At 70.1% G+C, this 19,476-nt stretch carries 13 protein-coding genes; 11 read left to right on the top strand and 2 right to left on the bottom strand.

Annotated elements, in window-relative coordinates:
• Positions 1 to 13: 13 nt before the first annotated feature.
• The 4 genes from LZ199_RS18585 to LZ199_RS18570 all read left to right on the top strand — a co-directional run bounded on the left by LZ199_RS18585 (position 14) and on the right by LZ199_RS18570 (position 7,245).
• On the top strand, positions 14 to 1,411 hold the full coding sequence (locus tag LZ199_RS18585) for a DUF1501 domain-containing protein (RefSeq protein ID WP_253995055.1): 1,398 nt from the start codon (positions 14 to 16) through the stop codon (positions 1,409 to 1,411).
• A gap of 5 nt (positions 1,412 to 1,416) precedes the next feature.
• Complete coding sequence (locus LZ199_RS18580) at positions 1,417 to 2,982, top strand: hypothetical protein (RefSeq protein ID WP_253995054.1); 1,566 nt, start codon at positions 1,417 to 1,419, stop codon at positions 2,980 to 2,982.
• Between the two features lie 41 nt (positions 2,983 to 3,023).
• Positions 3,024 to 6,764: a VCBS repeat-containing protein gene (locus LZ199_RS18575; RefSeq protein WP_253995053.1), complete on the top strand. Its 3,741-nt coding sequence runs from the start codon at positions 3,024 to 3,026 to the stop codon at positions 6,762 to 6,764.
• 67 nt (positions 6,765 to 6,831) lie between these two features.
• Positions 6,832 to 7,245: a hypothetical protein gene (locus LZ199_RS18570; protein WP_253995052.1), complete on the top strand. Its 414-nt coding sequence runs from the start codon at positions 6,832 to 6,834 to the stop codon at positions 7,243 to 7,245.
• A gap of 13 nt (positions 7,246 to 7,258) precedes the next feature.
• Here LZ199_RS18570 and LZ199_RS18565 read toward each other — a convergent pair whose 3' ends face one another.
• Together LZ199_RS18565 and ligD are read right to left on the bottom strand one after the other, a co-directional pair.
• Positions 7,259 to 8,206, bottom strand: coding sequence for a DMT family transporter (locus tag LZ199_RS18565; RefSeq protein ID WP_253995051.1), 948 nt, complete (start codon positions 8,204 to 8,206; stop codon positions 7,259 to 7,261).
• A 78-nt stretch (positions 8,207 to 8,284) separates the two neighbouring features.
• Positions 8,285 to 10,909, bottom strand: coding sequence for a DNA ligase D (gene ligD, locus LZ199_RS18560; protein WP_253995050.1), 2,625 nt, complete (start codon positions 10,907 to 10,909; stop codon positions 8,285 to 8,287).
• Between the two features lie 187 nt (positions 10,910 to 11,096).
• Between ligD and LZ199_RS18555 the strand changes: the two genes are divergently transcribed.
• The 7 genes from LZ199_RS18555 to argE all read left to right on the top strand — a co-directional run bounded on the left by LZ199_RS18555 (position 11,097) and on the right by argE (position 19,357).
• Positions 11,097 to 11,402, top strand: a complete 306-nt coding sequence (locus tag LZ199_RS18555) for a PQ-loop repeat-containing protein (protein ID WP_253995049.1) — start codon at positions 11,097 to 11,099, stop codon at positions 11,400 to 11,402.
• A 115-nt stretch (positions 11,403 to 11,517) separates the two neighbouring features.
• The gene (locus LZ199_RS18550; protein ID WP_163869421.1) at positions 11,518 to 11,997 is read left to right on the top strand and encodes a ferritin-like domain-containing protein; all 480 of its coding nucleotides are present in this window, start codon (positions 11,518 to 11,520) and stop codon (positions 11,995 to 11,997) included.
• 107 nt (positions 11,998 to 12,104) lie between these two features.
• Positions 12,105 to 13,544: a ChaN family lipoprotein gene (locus LZ199_RS18545; RefSeq protein ID WP_253995048.1), complete on the top strand. Its 1,440-nt coding sequence runs from the start codon at positions 12,105 to 12,107 to the stop codon at positions 13,542 to 13,544.
• 64 nt (positions 13,545 to 13,608) lie between these two features.
• The gene (locus LZ199_RS18540; RefSeq protein ID WP_253995047.1) at positions 13,609 to 15,114 is read left to right on the top strand and encodes a hypothetical protein; all 1,506 of its coding nucleotides are present in this window, start codon (positions 13,609 to 13,611) and stop codon (positions 15,112 to 15,114) included.
• A gap of 64 nt (positions 15,115 to 15,178) precedes the next feature.
• Positions 15,179 to 16,687 carry a hypothetical protein gene (locus LZ199_RS18535; RefSeq protein WP_253995046.1) on the top strand — a complete coding sequence of 503 codons (1,509 nt, stop codon included), beginning with the start codon at positions 15,179 to 15,181 and terminating at the stop codon, positions 16,685 to 16,687.
• A gap of 65 nt (positions 16,688 to 16,752) precedes the next feature.
• Entirely contained in the window at positions 16,753 to 18,135 is a 1,383-nt protein-coding gene (gene hutF, locus LZ199_RS18530) for a formimidoylglutamate deiminase (RefSeq protein ID WP_253995045.1), read from the top strand.
• An 85-nt stretch (positions 18,136 to 18,220) separates the two neighbouring features.
• Positions 18,221 to 19,357 (top strand): acetylornithine deacetylase, encoded by a 1,137-nt coding sequence (gene argE / locus LZ199_RS18525; protein WP_253995044.1) that lies wholly within the window; start codon positions 18,221 to 18,223, stop codon positions 19,355 to 19,357.
• Positions 19,358 to 19,476: the final 119 nt, after the last annotated feature.

The raw sequence follows: 19,476 nt of genomic DNA, 5'->3' as shown, positions 1-19,476 counted from the left end.
CGGAGTGACTTCGATGAAGAAGAATCGCCTCGACGAGAACCACCGTCCCGAGCGCCGCACCTTCCTCAAGGCCGCGGCCGGCTTCATGGGCTCCACGCTGCTGGGTGGAATGCCCTTCCGTTCCTTCGCGCAGGCGGCCGCGCTGGCCCCGGCCGACCGCTGCTTCGTCTTCGTGTACTTCAACGGCGGCTGGGACCAGCTCCTCGCCTTCGACCCGAAGGACCCGGACGAGTTCACCCCGGACCGCGCGGCGGAGACGCGCATCCTGCCCGGCTACAACCTCATCAACGACACGCGCTTCTCCTCCATTCCCCTGCGCCCGGAGAAGTCGGGCGTGGGCCGGTCCAACATCGACTTCGGGCCCGCGGTGGGCAGGCTGTCGGAGCACTTCGACCTGATGACGGTGATTCGCGGCATCAACATGAACACGCTGGGCCACGAGGTGGGCTACCGCTACTTCCTCACCGGGAAGATGCCCATCGGCAGCGCGGCGCGTGGCTCCTCCACGGCGACGGAAATCGTGGGGCAGATGAAGCCCCGCGTGCCCATCTCCAACATCGCGTTCAACGTGGAGTCGTACAACGACCGCTACCCCGGCTACGCCAACGCGCTGCGCGTCAGCCGCAAGGACGACCTGCTGCTCACGCTCAAGCCCAGCTCACAGATGCTGGACAGCGAAATCGAGAAGCAGCTGGTCGACTTCCGGGGCCAGCCCATCACCTGCGAGGAGGCCGCCTACGGCGCTCGCGGCGTGGGCACCACGTACCAGAACAGCCGGGACCAGATGCAGCAGGTGATGGCCCAGAAGCTCGAGGAGTCGTTCAAGTTCGAGCTCAACACCCCGGAGATGGCGGCCGTCCGCGCCGCCTACGGCCTGGACCAGAGCGGCCGGTATGACACCGAGGCGGGCCGTGCCGCCATGGTGGGCACCGCGCTCAAGAAGGGCATCGCCCAGTGCGTCACCATCAACCTCACGGGCGGCCTGGACACGCACTTCGGCACCCAGCTCACCCACGCGAACAACCAGCGCCGCGGCTTCGATGCGCTGGCCAGCCTGGTGGACGACCTGAAGGTGAGCGACCACCCGTCGGGCAAGAAGTTCATCGACCACACCACCATCATGGTGTTCTCAGAGTTCTCCCGCACGCCGCTCATCAACAGCGCGGGCGGCCGCGACCACCACATCTCCAACTCCTGCATGCTCCTGGGCGCGGGCGTGAAGCACAACTACGTCTTCGGCAAGAGCGGGGACATCGGCATGTCGCCGGGCACGTTCGACCTGCGCACCGGCGCGCTCGACCCCCGGGGTGAGAACATCTTCCCCGAGCACGTCATCGCCACGGTGCTGGCGTCGGCGGGCCTGGACTACAGCATCACCCGCGTGAATCCCCTTCGTCCCATCCTCGCCTGAGCCGCATGCGCCCCCATCCCCGAGCCCTCCGGGAGATGGACGAGGGGCGGTCCGCCGCCCCCGTTCTTCTTCGTCTCCTTCCTCTCTGCGCCGCCGTCCTCCTCACCGCGTGCGGCGACGAATCGCTCCCGTTGGACCGGCCCCGGCCCGTCTCCTTCCGGCCCGTCGAGGTCCGGTCGAAGACGGCGCTGGCGTCGGCTCCGGGCTTCGCGGACCAGTCCGGTGGCGGCATCTTCGCCAACACCACTGGCACCGTCGTCCGCATCCGGCTGGACGGCTCGCTGGGAGCGCTCGCGCCCCACCCGGGCAACAGCGCCGAGCTGGGCACCGTCAACGCCGTGTTCCGCATGGGGCCGCACAGCGCGCTGGTGGAGGCTCGGAACGGCCTCTTCCTCGCCGAGTCCGGGTGGCTCATCTCCCCGCCGTGGCGTGACGCGCTGGGCCTGGGCATCACCGCGACGACGCAGTCCTCGGACGGCGCCGTGTGGCTGGCGCACCCCACGGGCCTGTTCCAGCTCCGCGACGGCACGCTGTCCGCGTTGAAGGTGAACGGCGAGGCGCTCACCGGAATCACCGCGCTGGCGGCGGCCCCGACGGCCGAGGGCTCCGCGGGCGTGTGGTTCCTGCGCGACGGCAAGCTGCACGTCGCGGTGGCCACCAGCCTGGTGCACTTCGACGTGCGCGAGGCGGGCGCTCCTCTTGAAGAGGGCGAGGTGGTGGAGTCGCTGGCCGGACTGGGCCCGGGACTGGGCACTTCCGGAGAGCTGTGGCTGCTCACCAACCAGGGTCTGCTGCGCCGGCCGAGGGAGGGCTGGCGTCGGGTGTCCCTGCCGCAGCGGCCGGTGCAGTTGCTCGCGTCGGGCCGCTTCCTGTGGGTGAAGTCGAGCGACGCGCTGCTCCTGTACGACGCGGACGCGAACGAGTGGGGCCTGGCGCAGGGAATCGACACGCGCGAGTTCCGCTTCCTGTCCGCGGACGAGAGCGGCTGTGCGTGGGTGCAGCTCGGCGGTGAGACGGTGGCGGTGAGCCGCTCTCCGGCGCCGCGCGTGACGGGCCTGCACCAGGGCATGCAGGTGGTGGAGGACGGGCTGGTGGTGCGCGCGGTGATGCCCGCCGGCGTGACGCCCGAGGCCGTCGTCTTCCAGGTGGGCGGCGTGGAGTTCCCCGCCACGGGCGAAGGCCCGGTGTACAGCCTGGGAGGCCAGGAGGCGGACGGCACCCCGAAGGCGTACTCCTTCGCGGGCCTGGAGGCCGGTCGTCAGGCGCTCGGCGTGGTCGCGCGCTTCCTGGATGGCACCGAGGCCAGGCGCCTGGTGCCGTTCGACTACCAGCCCGTGAGCACCGTGGCGCTGAGCTGGGCGACGGACATCCAGCCCATCTACCTGTCGCGCTGCGAGAAGTGCCACTCCACCGGCCCCGGCCGGGCGCTCAACACGTACGAGCTATGGAAGGAGAATGCGCCCCTCATCACCGCCTCGGTGAGAGACCAGCGCATGCCCGCGGATGGTCCGTTGGACCCTCAGCTCATCTCCCTCATCCAGCGCTGGGCCGCGTCCGGCGCGAAGCCCTGAAGCCCTCCGTCGCACCCGCCTGACCCCCCTCGAGGCACACCATGATTCGATTCCCTCGCGCGGCCCCCCTCCTCGCGCTCCTCGTCACGGCCTGCTCGGACGACCTGGACCCCGCGCGTGAGAACGAGCCACCCCCGGAGGTGGACCAGTGCACGGGCCGCGCTCCGTTGACCTTGCGCGCCGAGCCCCCTCGCGTTCGCGTGGGCAGCCCGGTGTCGCTCATCGCCTCCGGCGGCAGCGGTGCGTACCGCTACCGGCTGGAGGAGGGCGGCTCATCCGGTGAGCTGCGAGCGCAGCGCTTCATCGCGGGGCACACGCCGGGCACCGACACGCTGGTGGTGGAGGACGCCCGCTGCGAGGGGGACGCTCGCACCACGCTGGAGGTGACGGCGCTCTTCGACGTCGCGCCGGCGCGCGCGCAGCTTCGGCCGGGCACGTCCTTCCAGGTGGCGGCGAAGGGCCTCTTGGGCACCGCCCGGTACAACCTGACGCAGAACCTCTCCGGCGGCACGCTCTCTCCCGAGGGCCTCTACACGGCGGGGCCCACCGAGGGGCTGGACCTCATCACCGTGCTCGACTCGCAGACGGGCGACGAGGCCATCCTCCAGTACGACGTGAGCAAGACGGCCCGGCTCAACGGCGCGCCCGCGTTCCTCGCGGTGCCCTCCGGCTCCTCCGTGCCGCTGGCCACGCGCGGTGGCAGTGACAGGGTGGTGTGGACGAAGGTGTCGGGCCCCGGGACGATTGCCGCTGGGCGCATCGGCTTCCAGGCGGGCGACACGGGCGCGGCGGTGCTGGAGGCGGCCGACCCGTTCACCGGAGACAAGGCGTCGGTGACGGTGGTGGTGCTGGACGAGCTGACGCGACCGGGCCTGGCGCACGGACGGCTCACGGATGCCGCGACGATGGTGACGGCGGACTTCGACGGCGATGGCACGCTGGACCTCGCGGTGGGGCAGCGCGAGAGCGACATGGGCCGGCCCACGGGCGGCGCCGTGTTCATCTACAAGGGCGGCAGTGGCGGCCTGGAGGCCCAGCCGCTGTGGGTGCTCACGGGCGACACGGACACCGCGCAGTTCGGTGACGCGCTGGCCGCGGGTGACTTGGACGGTGATGGACGCGCGGAGCTGGTGGTGTCCTCGCCGGGTGCCGACGTGGCCACGAGCAACGCGGGCGCGGTGTACCTCTACACCTTCAAGGGCGGAGCGCCCGCGCCGCTGCGCTTGCAGCTCGCCGGCCTCCTGAGGGATGCCGCGTTCGGCGCGGGCCTGTCCGTGGCGGACATGGATGGCGACGGCAAGGTGGACCTGGTGGTGGGCTCGCCCGCGGGAGACCTGGCGCCCAGCAGCGCCATCCGCGCGCGCGGCACCGTGGACATCTACCTGGCCACGCCGAGCGCGCCGGTGCCGGACCTCCCCACCATCCGCCTGGGTGGCTCGGACCTGTCGCCCACGGGCGTGCCCATGGCGCGCACCGGCTCCGACCTGGGCCGCGCGCTGGTGACCGCGGACTTCAACAGGGATGGTCGGCTGGACATCGCCGCGCTCAGCCGCGTGTCCCGCTACAACGCGGAAGGCGCCGTCTCCGGCACGCAGGTGGCCATCTCCGTCTTCTTCGCGCGCTCCGAGGGGATTCGCTTCCGGGCGAGCCCGGACGTGTACGTGCTGCCCGCCAACCTCTCGGACTCCAATGAGGGGACGTGGCGCCTGGGCGCCATCGCCGGAGACGACACGCGTCCACCGCTGCTGATGGCGGTGGCGGACCGCGCGGACTCGCCGGACCTGACCGCCAGCGGCGGCGTGCGCTCCGGCGCGGACTCGGGAGGCGCGCTGCTGTTCGACCTGAGCACCCACGCGCCCACGGGTGAGCCGGCCACCACGCCACCCCAGGTGAAGCGCGAGGAGGCCTTCGCGCGCATCTACGGTGACACGGCCGGTATCGTCGCGGGGCGCAGCTTCGCGGTGCTCGACGTGGACGGAACGCCGGGCCCGGAGCTGGTGCTGGGCGCGCCGTACGCAGCGCCGCCCGGGCCCAGCAGCACCACGCTGCGGTTCGGCGGCAAGGTGCTGGTGTATCCCCTGTCGACGCTGACCCGGGGCGCGGTCATCAACAAGTCGCTGACGGCGCTCAATGGCACGGCGAGGTCGGACACCCTGGGCTCGGGCCTGGCGGTGTGGCGCCTGCCGGAGGGCGATTCACTGGCGGCTTTCTCCGGCCGCGCTTCGTCCGAGCAGGGGGCCTTCACCGGCCGCGTGGAGCTGTTCCGCCGAGGGGGCACGTTGCTGGCGGAGTGGGCGCGCACCACCGCCTACGTGCCGGCGAAGCCCAGTGTGGAGCGCGTGGGCGAGCAGGTGGCGGTGGCGGTGGGCCCCAAGGGCGCGGTGACGCTGCTGGGCGCGCCGGGCTGGTCGGGTGCGGGCGCCAACGGCGACGGTGATGCCATGTCCATCGGCCGCGCCTACGTGCGCGAAGTGGCCCGGGCCGCTCCCGCCGTGGTGGTCGAGGAGGGCGCGCCTTCCCCGCACAAGGCGGGCCGCACGGTGGGCATCGACGTGGCCTTCACGGACTTCAACGGCGATGGTCGTCCGGACTCGGTGGTGGGCGCCACGGGCTTCGTCGTGCCGGCCAGCAACAACGCGGAGCTGGCGACCACCTATCAGACGGTTCGACCCGAGTGCCTCACCACGGCAAACCAGTCCGTGGGCGGCTTGCTGGTGTCGCTGGGGCAGGCGGATGGCTCGTTCAAGCCCGCCTATCGCGTGTGGGCGCCGCTGCAGATCGCCACCTGCACGCCGGAGACGGACGCGAAGTGCAAGCGCTCGGCCCTGGGGCGCGGGCTGGTGGGCGGCTTCGACTTCAATGACGATGGCAAGGAGGACATCGGCGTGCTGCGCGACAGGGGCATGGAGGTGTTCCTGGGCCGGGCTCCGGACGATGCCACGCTGACGAAGCTCACCATGACCTGTGACTCGGTCTACTCGTGGCCTTCCCTGGCGCTGCAGACGAGCGCGCCGACGTCGCTGGGAGACATCAACGGGGACAGCTGCGACGACCTCGCGTGGCGGTACGCGGAGGGCGCCCGCTCCGGCGTGGCCATCCTCTTCGGCTACAACGCGGGCGGTACGAAGTGCGGCGGTCGCACCACTCCGACGGTGTGGCGCATCGCGGGCGACAGCGAGGTGCAGCTCAACAACCTGGGCCTGGGTCTGGCGATTGCTCGCGCGGGCAAGGTCATGAGCAACGCCGGGGGCTCGACGGGGGACCAGCGCGACTTCCTGGCCATCAGCGCCACCGCGGTGCCCTTCAACGGCGTCACCCAGCCCGTCGTCCTGCTCTTCGACAAGGCGCAGCTCACGACCGAGATGGCGAAGAAGCAGGCCGCTGGCAGCCCGCTCGTGGTGGGCGCCTTCGGAGATGGGCTGACGCCGGTGGTGCTGGTGCACAAGTCGCGCGCGGTGGGCTTCGGCACGGCGCTGGCGGGCAACGTGGACCTGTCGGGCGACAACGTTCATGATTTGGTGGTGAGCGCGCCCGGCGCCTCCGAGGCCTCGGATGGTGGCGGCGCCGTGTTCGTCTACGCGGGTGCGCCCAACCTCAACGGCGCGCTGACGCCGTACTTCACGATTGTTGGCGACGGCGCCGAGCGAGCTCAGGTGGGCCAGGACCTCGCGCTCGTGAAGGGCTCGGGTGGAACCCCGCCAACGATGGTTATCGGTGCACCCCGGAGCTTCCGGACAGGAACGCAGAACGGGACAGCGTTCGCGCTGCCGCTGCGCTTCTAGCGCGGGGGCCATTGGGAACCGCGGGCGGCCGGGCCTATCCTGGGCCCGGCCTCATCGCGGGAGTCTCATGGCAAGGGATTGGGAGCAGGAGTGGAGCCACGGCGAGCAGCGTGCGTGGCTGGAAGCGCCGGACATCCTCTGGGCGCGCTTCCGAGGGGCCATCACCGAGGACACGTCGCGCTGGTCCTGCGGCCTCTACAAGACGCTGTCCGCTGACGGGCGCTTCTACCTGGCGGCGGACATCACCGACTCGCAGCTCAGCCCGGAGTCCCGCCGCTACCTGGTGGACCACGCGAAGGCGGAGTGGTTCCTGGGCATCGTCTACATCGGCGCGGCGCTGGAGCAGAAGGCCACCACCAAGAGCCTGATGGTGGGCTCCATGCTCAGCGGTGGGCGTCCGCTCGACGTGCGCTACGTGGACACGCTCGATGAGGCCCGTGCGTGGCTTCAGGAGCACCGCGCGCGGAACACCTCGCCGTAGAGCCCGCGCTTCTTCAGTGCGACGCGCCCTCGTCGGCGGGATGGGGCGCTGCTTCCTTCGGCAGCGCGTTGGCCAGCGCGGCGCCCCCGAGGATGAGGGCGCCGCCCACGACGAGCGACAGCGTGAAGGGCTCGCCGAGGAAGGCGACGCCCAGCACCACCGCCACCAGCGTGTCGAGCAGGGCCATGGCGCCCAGCGCGGTGAGGGAGATGCGCGGCAGGAGCCAGTAGAGGCACAGGTACGTGAAGGCCGTGCCGAACACCGCCAGGTAGAAGACGGCGCCCAGCGCGCGCGGCGTCCAGTTCCCGGGCGAGCCCGACTCCAGCAGGAAGGAGAGCGCGAGCAGGGGGACCGCGCTGCTGAGCGTCTGGCCGAACACGAGCACCTGCGCGGGGACGTGAGACATGTATCGCCGGGCCAGCACGTTGGCCACGGCGATGACGGCCACGGCCACCAGCGTCAGCACCACGCCGAGCAGCACCTTGCCGGACAGCTGCAGGCCCTCGACGCCCGAGGAGTGGAGCACTCCCACGCCCACCGCGCCCAGGCTCGCCGCGAGCAGCTTGCCCGGCGTCAGGGGCTGGTCCGGCATCAGCACGCGGCCGATGAGCAGCAGCCACAGGGGGAAGGTGGAGAAGAGCAGCGCGGCCCAGCTCGAGGGAATCCACTGCTGCGCGAAGAAGAGCAGGCCGAAGGGCACGGCGAGCTGGAGCAGGCCCAGCGCGGCGATGCGCCCTCCGGTGCGTGCGTCCACCCGTCCCTTTGCGCGCGCGAAGGGCAGCAGGAAGAGTCCCGCCACCAGCATGCGGGTGCCGAGGAAGCGCAGCGGCGGCAGGTCCTCCAGGCCCACCTTCACCACGGACCAGGTGGAGCCCCACAGCACGAAGCACGTGCAGTAGGCGAGGGCGACCTTCAGCGGGCCAGCCGGCTTCACGGTGCCGGATGCGGAGGCGGAATCCATGGTGGCGTCGCCATAGCATCCGCCCCGGGCACATGCACCGGGGCGCTTCACGGACGAGGGAAGGCAGGCAGCCGGGCGTCAGTCCGGCAAGCGCTGTGGGTTTTTCATCGCCGGGGCGAACAGGTCCCCCACGGCGTCCAGGCGCTTCTTCAGCGTGCGGAGGTTGATGCGCGCGGGGTCCAGTCTCCGAGTCACCTCGCTCCACTTCAGGGGCGCGGAGAAGGGGGCGCCCTCGCGTGCGCGCAGCGAGTAGGGCGCCACCACCGTCTTGCCGCGCGCGTTCTGTCCCGCGTCCAGATAGAGCCGGCCCTTGCGTGCCTCGATGCCGCGCACCGTAGTGGCCAGGTCTCCCAACCGTTCCTCCAGTGCCTGGGCCAGTGCGTTCGCATGGGCCTGGACCTTCGCGTAGGTGTGTCCCGGGGCGAGTGGAATGAGGACATGCAGGCCGCGCTTGCCGGAGGTCTTCGGGTAGCTCTCCAGGCCTTGCTCCTCCAGCAGCTCACGCAGCGCGAGCGCCACCGTCACCACGTCGGACCAGCCCCCCTTGCCCGGGTCCAGGTCCATGGCGAGGAAGTCCGGCTGCGAGAGCTTGGGCGCGTGGCTCAGCCACATGTGCAACGTGAGCGCGGACTGGTTGGCGAGCCAGAGCAGGGGCTCCTCGCCGTTCACATTCACGTGTCGCAGGGACTTCTCCACATGGCGCACGCGCAGCGTGGGCACCCAGGAGGGAGTTCCAGACAGCTCGTGTCGGAAGAAGCCAGGGGCCGCGATTCCCGCGGGCCATTGCTGCACGGAGATGGGGCGGTCCTTGAGGATGGGGACCAGCAGCGGCGCCACCTCGCGGTAGTAGGCGAAGACGTCCGCCTTCGTCAGCCCGGCGCGAGGGAAGAGGACGCGGTCGCCGTGCGTGAGCTTCGCGAGCCCCGATTCGGGTTCCTCGCGGCGCGCGGGCGCCGACGTCCGTGCGACCTGTGCCCGGGGGGCACGCAGCGCTCCCGTGGCACGGCGAGTACTCGCGCGTGTCGACCGCGAGGAGGCCGCACGCTGTGTCGTGCGGCGAGGGGTCGTGCGGGAGGCCTTGGACCGACTGGGAGCGGGCCGCTCGCGCACCACCTCCGTGGGGGCCTTGTCGATTCGGAGCCCCTGATACACGGGCTGGCGGAGGCGACCGTCCTCGGTCCACTCGCTGAAGTGGACCTGGGCCACGTGCCGAGGCTTCACCCACACCGCGCCCTTGCGCGGCTTCGCGTCCACCGCCACCGGTGCTCGCACCACGTCCTTGTCCAGCAACGCGCGCAGCTCGCGTCGGTCCTTCGCCGTGAAGCCCGTGCCCACCTTGCCCACGTCATGGAAGCCGTCTTCGCCGTGCACGCCCACCAGCAGCGCGCCGAGCTCCGTCTTGGAGCGCTCGTTCTGGATGGGGAGGTAGCCAAGGATGACCACCTCCTGTCCCGAGATGACCTTCAGCTTGAGCCAGTCACCCGAGCGGGTGTCCACATACGGTGAGCCTCGCCGCTTCGCGATGAGCCCTTCCCAACCGTGACGACGTGCCGCGGCCAGCGCTCGCTTCAGCGGTGGCTTCATCCGCTCCGAGATTTGGAGCGGAAGCTCCACGTCTCGCATCAGGCGCTCCAGCCGCGCCCGGCGTTCTTCCAGCGGCAGTCCTCGCAGGTCCTCGCCGTTCAACCAGGGCACGTCGAACACCACGAAGCGCTGCTCCACGCCCTCCAGCCCCTGTTGGAGGAGCTGGAAGCGCGAGCGGCCCTTGTCATCGAGCGCCACGAGCTCGCCGTCGAGCACCACGTCCTTCACGCGCAGGTCGTGCAGGGCCTTGGCCAAATCGGGGAAGCGCTTCGACAGGTCGTTGCCACGACGGCTCTGCAGCGCGAGCTTGCCACCCACCAGCGCCGCCAGGGCGCGGAAGCCGTCGTACTTCACCTCGTAGACATGGGTGTCATCCCCCGCCTCTTCGGTCTGCGCGAGCCGCGCCAGCATGGGCGAGCCCATCCGCTCCAGCAGCTTCTTCGGGGTCCGGGGCACCGCCGCCGCGCGGCCCGGGCGTCCTGCGCTCCTCTTGCGAGCCACGGCCTTCCGCTGCTTGCCACCGCCACGTCGCCGCACGGGGCCCTGGGTCTCCACCTGTCCGCTCTTCACCGACTCGGGGCGCTCGGTGGTGATGTCGCGCGAGGCGTCCGCCGTCTCGTCCTTCGCCTTGAAGAGCAGCCACTGGGGCTTCTTCGCGCTGCCTCGCAACCGCGTGCGGATGAGGTGCCATTCGCCCTGGAGCTTCTCTCCGTGCAGCTCGACGTGGAGCCGCCCGTGCTCGCGCTGCGCGGAGGCCTGGCCTGGGGGCACCGTGTCGTAGGTGCCCCGGTCCCACAGCAGCGAGTCTCCGCCCCCATAAGCGTCGTCGGGGATGTGTCCCTCGAAGTCGGCATAGGCCAGCGGATGGTCCTCGGTCTCCACCGCGAGCCGCTTCGCCCCCGGGTCATAGCTGGGGCCCTTGGGCACGGCCCAGCTCGCCAGTCCTCCATCGACCTCCAGCCGGAGGTCATAGTGGAGGCTGGTGGCGTCGTGCTTGTGCACCACGAAGCGGGGCGCGCCGTCTTCCGGGCGGGCCGGAGCCTCCGGCGCGGGCTCGGGTGTGCGGCGGAAGTCGCGCTTGCGACGGTAGGCGCGGAGGCGTGCGTTGGAGCGGTTCACGTCTCAACGGTTGGCATCCCGAAAGCCTGTCGCAATGTCGAGCAGGCGCGGCGCGGAGAGCCACCGGCCAACCAGGCCCCTCCTGGCTCGTCCCGTCACCGACGGCTTCGCGTGAATGCACTCCGCCACGGGGTCCGCCCTGGCTGACGGCGAGCGAGCGCGTGCGCATCTGTATCCGGGAGGATGCATGGGCACCGAGGTCGTGGGCTGGTTCAGTTCCTTCGTTCTGTTGATGACCCTGGGAACGCAGATCCACAAACAGTGGAAGTCAGGCTCCAGTCAGGGTGTCTCCAAGTGGCTCTTCGTGGGACAGATGACGGCGTCGCTGGGCTTCACCGTCTACAGCGCGCTGGTGCGCAACTGGGTCTTCGTGGTGACGAACGCCCTGCTGTTGGTGAGCGCCGTGCTCGGGCAGTTCATCGTCCTCAAGCATCGCCGCAGGGAGCGCCGCCCCGACGCGCCCGCCCTGCGCCCGGCCCAGCCTCGAGCCTGAGCCGCTGCCCGCTCGCTCGGCATCAGGGCGAACGGACCCGGGACTTCCGGGACGGGTTGGCCTTCGGGAAGAGGCTTCTCACATTGCACGAGTCCCTGGCGCGGAGGATGTCGACATGGCCGAGAAGTCCGAGGTGGCACGACTGCGGAGCCTGGCCCAGCTCGACGCGGATGCGGTGGGCGCGTACGACGCGGCGCTCGCTCGAATCCCAGAGCCGCTGGTCCGCGAGCGGCTCGGTGGATTCCGCGCCGACCACCTGCGCCATGTGCAAGAGCTCAACGGCTTCATCCACCACTTCGGCGGCGCACCGGTGGACCTGCGTCCGGACCTGAAGGGCGCGGCGATGAAGGGGCTGACCGCGATGTCCAGCATGATGGGCACCGAGGCGGCGCTGGTGGCCATGCTCGGCAACGAGGAGTTCTCCAACCGGGCCTATGACCTGGCCCTGCGCTTCGACTGGAGCCCCGACGTGCGCGTGCTCATTGAACGGCACCGCGAGGACGAGCGGCGCCACATCCTCTGGATTCGCGAGGCCGTCCGGACCCGCCCCTGGGAGCGGGCCTCCGCGCACGAGGGCTCCGAGGTCCAGGCCTGACCCCTGGATGCGGGCGGGAGTACCCGTCCGTCCGATATGCGAAACACATGCCGCCGTTCTAGGCTCCCGGACAGGGATTGCCTGGAGGCGGCATGGTTCGCGGGGTCATGGTCTTGGTGTGTGCGTTCATGGTGACGGGCTGCGCGGCCCATCGCAGTGAGCTGGATTATCCGGACCGGGAGGCCATCTATGACCGGCCGCTCGCGGAGATGTGGCCGGAGGTGCGCGGGTTCTTCACGCGCAACGAGCTGCCCTTCCGTGAGGACACGGGCAGCATGGTGCTGGAGACGGAGTGGCGGCAGGAGTTCGGAGGCTCGAAGATTTCGGGCTTCTTCCACCGGTACATGGTGGTGGGCCGGCGCGAGACGCCCACGTCGAGCAAGCTCCAGATTTTCCGCATCACCAAGAGCGTGAACAAGACGCTGGCGCCTCCGGGCAACCAGATTGACTGGGGGGTGAGTCGCAGTCTGGGCGGGGCCGATGGGCTGAGCGTCGAGGACGACGAGGACCGGCTGGCCTTCCCTCGGGGAGAGAACGGGTTCTTCGCGGAGTCGGGGCAGGGCCAGCGCGACATGGTGATGGAGTGGCGGGTGTTCCGCGAGGTGGCGCCGGTGCTCGCGAAGGAGGAGAACGCGCCCAAGCCGGTGCAGGTGGCCAAGGCGCCGAACGCGAAGGAGGCACCGTCGAAGTTCGCGGTGGAGTGCGGGCTGCCCATCATCGGGCTGGGCAAGCAGGCGAAGCCTGGCGCGGTGCTGCTCCTGGGCGAGATGCACGGCACGCAGGAGGTGCCGCGCTTCGTGGCGCAGACCGCCTGCCAGGCGACGGTGGCGGGGATGCCGGTGACGGTGGGCCTGGAGCTGCCGCTGGAGAACCAGGAGCGGGTGGACGCGTTCCTGGAGAGCCAGGGGACGGAGTCGGACTGGTTGAAGCTGATGGAGGCGCCCTTCTGGCGCAGCCCGTATCCGGACGGCCGCGGCAGCGCGGCGATGGCGAACATGCTGGAGCACCTGCGTCAGTTGCGCTCGCAGGGCCTGGACGTGGACATCTTCGTGTTCGACCACCCGAAGGCGAACGGGCAGCAGCGCGAGGACGCGATGGCGGCGACGGTGGCGTTCCAGGTGGAGTCGAGCCCCCAGCGCTTCCACGTGGTGCTGTCGGGCAACATCCACTCGCGCACGAAGAAGGGCCTGCCGTGGAACAAGGACCACCGGCCCATGGGCCTGCTGCTCAAGCAGCGGCTGGAGAACGTGGTGGCGCTGGACATGGCCTACGACACGGGCACCACGTGGATCTGCTCGGTGGATTCGAAGGGTGTTCGGGACAGGCTGGACTGCGGCGTGCGTGAGGCGAAGGGCAAGAACAACGGCGAGCGCTACTTCGTGCACACGTGGGACTCGGTGAACTCGGACGGCTACCACGGGGTGTTCTACGTGGGCCCGGTGAACGCGTCGGCGCCGGCCATCCGCGTGGGTGAGCGGGGCCCGGGCAACGAGGGCAGCAGGAAGTTCTTCACGCCGGAAGCGGGGAAGCTCGCGTCCTCGCGCTGAGCCGGGGCGATATACCGCCCTCCAGGTCTCGTTCCATTCTGGGAACTTGAGACCCGGAGGGTGGATGCGCTCGGTACTGTGTGCGGTGGTGGTGTTGGCCTGGAGCCTGGTGGGCTGCGCGGCCCACCGGAGTGACCTGGAGATTCCGGACCGGGAGGCCATCTACGACCGGCCGCTCGCGGAGATGTGGCCGGAGGTTCAAGGCTACTTCGCGCGCAACGGTCTGCCCTTCCGCGAGGACAAGGGCAGCATGGTGCTCCAGACGGAGTGGCGGCAGGAGTTCGGAGGCTCGAAGATTTCGGGCTTCTTCCACCGGTACATGGTGGTGGGCCGACGCGAGACGCCCACGTCGAGCAAGCTGCAGATCTTCCGCATCACCAAGAGCTCGAACAAGACGCTGTCTCCGGCTGGCAGGGAGATTGACTGGGGCGTCACGCGAGGCTCCGGCCTGAGGAGCACCGGTCAGGAGGGCAGCCCCACGGTGGAGATGTCGGAAGGCCAGCTGCCCCACACCAGCCCCGACGACTGGGAGGAGGTCATCGACTCGCCGCGGGGAGAGAACCTCTTCATCGAATCGGCGCAGGCCCAGCGAGACCTGTTGATGGAGTGGCGGGTGTTCCGCGAGGTGGCGCCCGTGCTGGCGAAGGAGGAGAACGCACCCAAGCCGGTGCAGGTGGCCAAGGCGCCGAACGCGAAGGAGGCGCCGTCGCAAATCTCCATGGAGTGTGGGCTGCCCATCATCGGTCTGGGCAAGCAGGCCAAGCCTGGCGCGGTGCTGATGCTGGGCGAGCTGCACGGCACGCGCGAGGTGCCGCGCTTCGTGGCGCAGACCGCCTGCCAGTCGACGGTGGCGGGCATCCCCGTGACGGTGGGGTTGGAGCTGCCGCTGGAGAACCAGGGCCGTGTGGACGCGTTCCTGGAGAGCCAGGGAGGAGAAGAGGACTGGCAGAAGCTGATGGAGTCACCCTTCTGGCGCAGCCCGTATCCGGATGGCCGTGGCAGCGAGGCGATGGCGAACATGCTGGAGCAGCTGCGCCAGTTGCGCTCGCGAGGCCTGGACGTGGAGGTCGTCGTGTTCGACCACCCGAAGGCGAACGGGCAGCAGCGCGAGGACGCGATGGCGGCGACGCTCATCCACCAGGTGGAGTCGACGCCCCAGCGCTTCTACGTCGTGCTGTCGGGGAACATCCACTCGCGCACCAAGAAGGGCCTGCCGTGGAATCCCCAGCACCGCCCGATGGGCTTGCTGCTGAAGGAGAAGCTGGAGAACGTGGTGGCGCTGGACATGGCCTACGACACGGGCACCGCGTGGATCTGCTCGGTGGATTCGAAGGGCGTGAGGGACAGGCTGGACTGCGGCGTGCGCGAGGCGAAGGGCAAGGACAACGGCGAGCGCTACTTCGTGCACACGTGGGACTCGGTGAACTCGGAGGGCTACCACGGGGTGTTCTACGTGGGCCCGGTGAACGCGTCCGCGCCGGCCATCCGCGTGGGTGAGCGAGGCCCGGGCAACGAGGGCAGCAAGAAGCCCTTCGCCGCCGAGGCGGAGACGCTCGCCTCCTTCCGCTGAGCCGGGGCGATATACCGCCCTCCAGGTCTCGTTCCATTCTGGGAACTTGAGATCCGGAGGGTGGATGCGCTCGGTACTGTATGCGGTGGTGTTGTTGGCCTGGAGCCTGGTGGGCTGCGCGGCCCACCGGAGTGACTTGGAGATTCCAGACCGGGAGGCCATCTACGACCGGCCGCTCGCGGAGATGTGGCCGGAGGTTCAAGGTTACTTCGCGCGCAACGGTCTGCCCTTCCGCGAGGACAAGGGCAGCATGGTGCTCCAGACGGAGTGGCGGCAGGAGTTCGGCGGGTCGAAGGTCTCCGGCTTCTTCCACCGGTACATGGTGGTGGGCCGACGCGAGACGCCCACGTCGAGCAAGCTGCAGATCTTCCGCATCACCAAGAGCTCGAACAAGACGCTGTCCCAGGCTGGCAAGGAGCTGGATTGGGGCGTCTCGCGAGGCATCGGGATGGGAAGCACCGGTCAGGACGCCAAACCCACGTTTTCGATTGGGGAAGGTAACATTCCCAATACCAGTCCAGAGGACTGGGAGGAGGTCATGGACACGCCGCGCGGAGAGAACCTCTTCATGGAGGCGGCGCAGGCCCAGCGAGACCTGTTGATGGAGTGGCGGGTGTTCCGCGAGGTGGCGCCCGTGCTGGCGAAGGAGGAGAACGCGCCCAAGCCGGTACAGGTGGCCAAGGCTCCGAACGCGAAGGAAGCGCCGTCGCAGATCTCCATGGAGTGTGGGCTGCCGATCATCGGCCTGGGCAAGCAGGCCAAGCCGGGCGCGGTGCTGATGCTGGGCGAGCTGCACGGTACGCGCGAGGTGCCGCGCTTCGTGGCGCAGACCGCCTGCCAGTCGACGGTGGCGGGCATCCCCGTGACGGTGGGGTTGGAGCTGCCGCTGGAGAACCAGGGCCGCGTGGACGCGTTCCTGGAGAGCCAGGGTGGGGAAGAGGACTGGCAGAAGCTGATGGAGTCACCCTTCTGGCGCAGCCCGTATCCGGATGGCCGTGGCAGCGAGGCGATGGCGAACATGCTGGAGCAGCTGCGCCAGTTGCGCTCGCGGGGCCTGGACGTGGACGTCGTCGTGTTCGACCACCCGAAGGCGAACGGGCAGCAGCGTGAGGACGCGATGGCGGCCACGCTCATCCACCAGGTGGAGTCGACGCCCCAGCGCTTCTATGTGGTGCTGTCGGGCAACATCCACTCGCGCACCAAGAAGGGCTTGCCGTGGAACAAGCAGCACCGCCCCATGGGCCTGCTCTTGAAGGAGCGGCTGGAGAACGTGGTGGCGCTCGACATGGCCTACGACACCGGCACCGCGTGGATCTGCTCGGTGGATTCGAAGGGCGTGAGGGACAGGCTGGACTGCGGCGTGCGTGAAGCGAAGGGCAAGGACAATGGCGAGCGCTACTTCGTGCACACGTGGGACTCGGTGAACTCGGAGGGCTACCACGGGGTGTTCTACGTGGGCCCGGTGAACGCGTCCGCGCCGGCGGTGCAGCGGGGCCTGGGTCGTCCGGGCGCGGATGACAACACCATCCACCCGGCCCCGGACCAGGGCTCCAGGGTGGCGTTCGCGCGCTGACAGCATCGCTGGCGGACCGTGTCTCGGCTGCTGCGGGGCGCGGTCCGCTGGCATACGCTGTCGGGGTGAGCGACATCACTGTCTACCAGCCGGACTTCCTGTACGTGGGAGGCCGGCTCATCGAGGGACGCGCCCTGGCCGTGGGTGCCGAGGGCCGCGTCGTCGACGCGTCATCCGTGCCCGCCGGCGCGAGCGTCGTCAGGCTTCCAGGCCGCGCGCTGCTGCCGGGCCTGGTCAACGGCCACTCCCATGCCTTCCAGCGCCTGATTCGCGGCCGCACCGAGTACGTCGTCTCCGGGCGCGAGGCGGATGACTTCTGGAGCTGGCGAGAGGCCATGTACCGCGCCGCCGAGACCCTGGGGCCCGAGGACGTGTACGTGGCCTCGCGGCAGGTCTTCGTGGAGATGGCGCTGGCGGGCATCACCACGGTGGGCGAGTTCCACTACATCCATCATCAGCACGACGGCACGCCGTACGCGGACCGGAACACGCTGGCCCACGCCGTCATCCGGGCCGCCAGGGACGCGGGGCTGCGCATCTGCCTGTTGCGCGTGGGTTATGCGCGCGCGGGCTTCCAGGTGGCGGCGAATCCCCGCCAGCGTCGCTTCATTGATTCGGACGTGGACACCTTCCTCGCGTCGGCGGAGGCGCTGGCTCGCGAGGTGGGCGACGACGCGGCGGTCAGCGTGGGACTGGCGCCGCACAGCGTGCGCGCGGTGACGAAGGACTGGCTGTCCGCCGTCTCGAAGGCGCGAGGGTTCCCCGTGCACATGCACGTGGCGGAGCAGCCGAAGGAAATCGAGGCGTGCCTCGCCGAGCATGGGCGTCGGCCGGTGGAGTTGCTGTCGGACCTGGGGCTGTTGAACCCGGGCTTCACCGCCGTGCATGGCGTGCACCTGACGGACGAGGAGGTGGCCATGCTGGGCACCGCCCGGGCGACGGTGTGCGCGTGTCCGTCCACGGAGCGCAACCTGGGTGACGGCATCGTCCCCGCGGACGCGCTGGTGAAGGCGGGAGCGAGCATCAGCCTGGGCTCGGACAGTCAGGCGCTGGTGGACCTGCTGGACGAGGCGAGGCAGCTCGAGGGGCACCTGCGGCTCGCGAGGCTGCGGCGCGCGGTGCTGGACCCCGGAGGCGGCGAGGTGTCCGGATTGGCGGCGCGGCTGTTGGGCATGGCCACGGTGGAGGGGGCGCGCAGCCTGGGCCTGTCCACGGGGACACTGGAGCCCGGGGCGCTCGCGGACTTCTTCACGGTGGACGTGGGGCACCCGTCGCTGGTGGGCGCGGGGCCTTCGTCGTTGCTGGCCTCCATCGTCCTGGGCGCGGACAAGGCAGCGGTGCGCGAGGTGGCGGTGGCGGGGCGGCTGGTGGTGCGGGACGGGCGGCATCCGCTCGCGGAGGAGAGTGGGCGCGCCTTCCAGGCGCTCGCGCGCACGCTGTATCCCTGACGGGGCGTGGGTGACAGGAGTCCCTTCCGGGGGCTGGCGCCAGGCGCCAGGGGGTGGCATGACGCGGCCACCGGAGGTTGTCTTCATGAGCGACACGCTGCCCGCGCTGCGGGCCACCCTGACGGAGCTGGTGGCGATGGACACCACGTCCGCGCGACCCAATGCCCCGCTCATCGACTACGCGCAGGCGCGTCTGGAGAAGGCGGGCTTCAGCGCCGAGCGTCAGCGGTACACGGATGACGCGGGTGTGGAGAAGGTGAACCTGGTCGCCGTGAAGGGCGGCTCCGGACGCGCGGCGCTCGCGCTGGTGGGGCACTCCGATTGCGTGCCGTACGACGCGGCGTGGACGGACGCGCTGAAGCTGACGGAGAAGGAAGGCAAGCTCTACGCGCGAGGCGCCTGCGACACGAAGGGCTTCATCGCCTGCGCGCTGCACGCCGCGGAGCGGGCCACGAAGCTCCAGGCGCCGCTGATGGTGGTGCTCACCGCGGATGAGGAAGTCGGGCTGGTGGGCGCCAAGAAGCTGGTGGCGGCGGGCCTGGGCCGTGCGCGGCACGCCATCGTCGGCGAGCCCACGAAGCTCACGCCGGTGCGCGCCAACAAGGGCTACTGCCTGGCGGAGGTGGAGGTGCTCGGCAAGGAAGGGCACAGCGCGTATCCGGACACGGGCGCGTCCGCCATCTTCCGCGCGGGGCGCTTCCTGAACCGACTGGAGCAGCTGGCCATGACGGTGCTGCGCGAGGAGCTGGACGAGGGCTTCCAGCCGCCCTTCACCACGGTGAACGTGGGCGTCATCCAGGGTGGCAAGGCGAAGAACATCCTGCCGGGCTCGTGCCGCTTCACGGTGGAGTGGCGGCCCATTCCGGGACAGCCGGTGCAGCGGGTGGCGGAGCTGCTGGAGTCCATCCGTCAGGAGCTGGTGCGCGACGAGCCCGCCTATGAGGCCCACATCCGCGTGCTGCGCACGGACCGGGGCGTGAATACGCGAGCGGACGCGGAGGTGGTGCGCTTCCTCGCGGAGGCCAGCGGCAACGCGTCCACCACGGTGCCGTTCGGCACGGAGGCTCCGCAGATGACGGAGCTGGGCGCGGAGGCGGTGGTGTTCGGACCCGGCGACATCCGCGTCGCGCACCAGACGGGCGAGTACGTCCCCACCGAGGACCTGGTGCGATGCGAGGCCGTGCTGTCGCGCGCCGTCGCGCACTTCTGCGGCGAGCAATGAAGCAAGCCGGGTGACGCCTTGGCCTGGAGACGCCGCTGGGTGCTCCGGGCCGGAAGTCGCCGGTGTGAGGGCACCCCGGATGGGCGCTGGGTGTGTCTGCCGTCGACGGAGTGTGTTGG

Source organism: Myxococcus qinghaiensis (assembly GCF_024198215.1).
In the GTDB taxonomy this organism is placed as follows: domain Bacteria; phylum Myxococcota; class Myxococcia; order Myxococcales; family Myxococcaceae; genus Myxococcus; species Myxococcus qinghaiensis.
The sequence above is the reverse complement of the archived record's forward strand: the minus strand, read 5'-3'. Positions and strand labels throughout refer to the sequence as shown.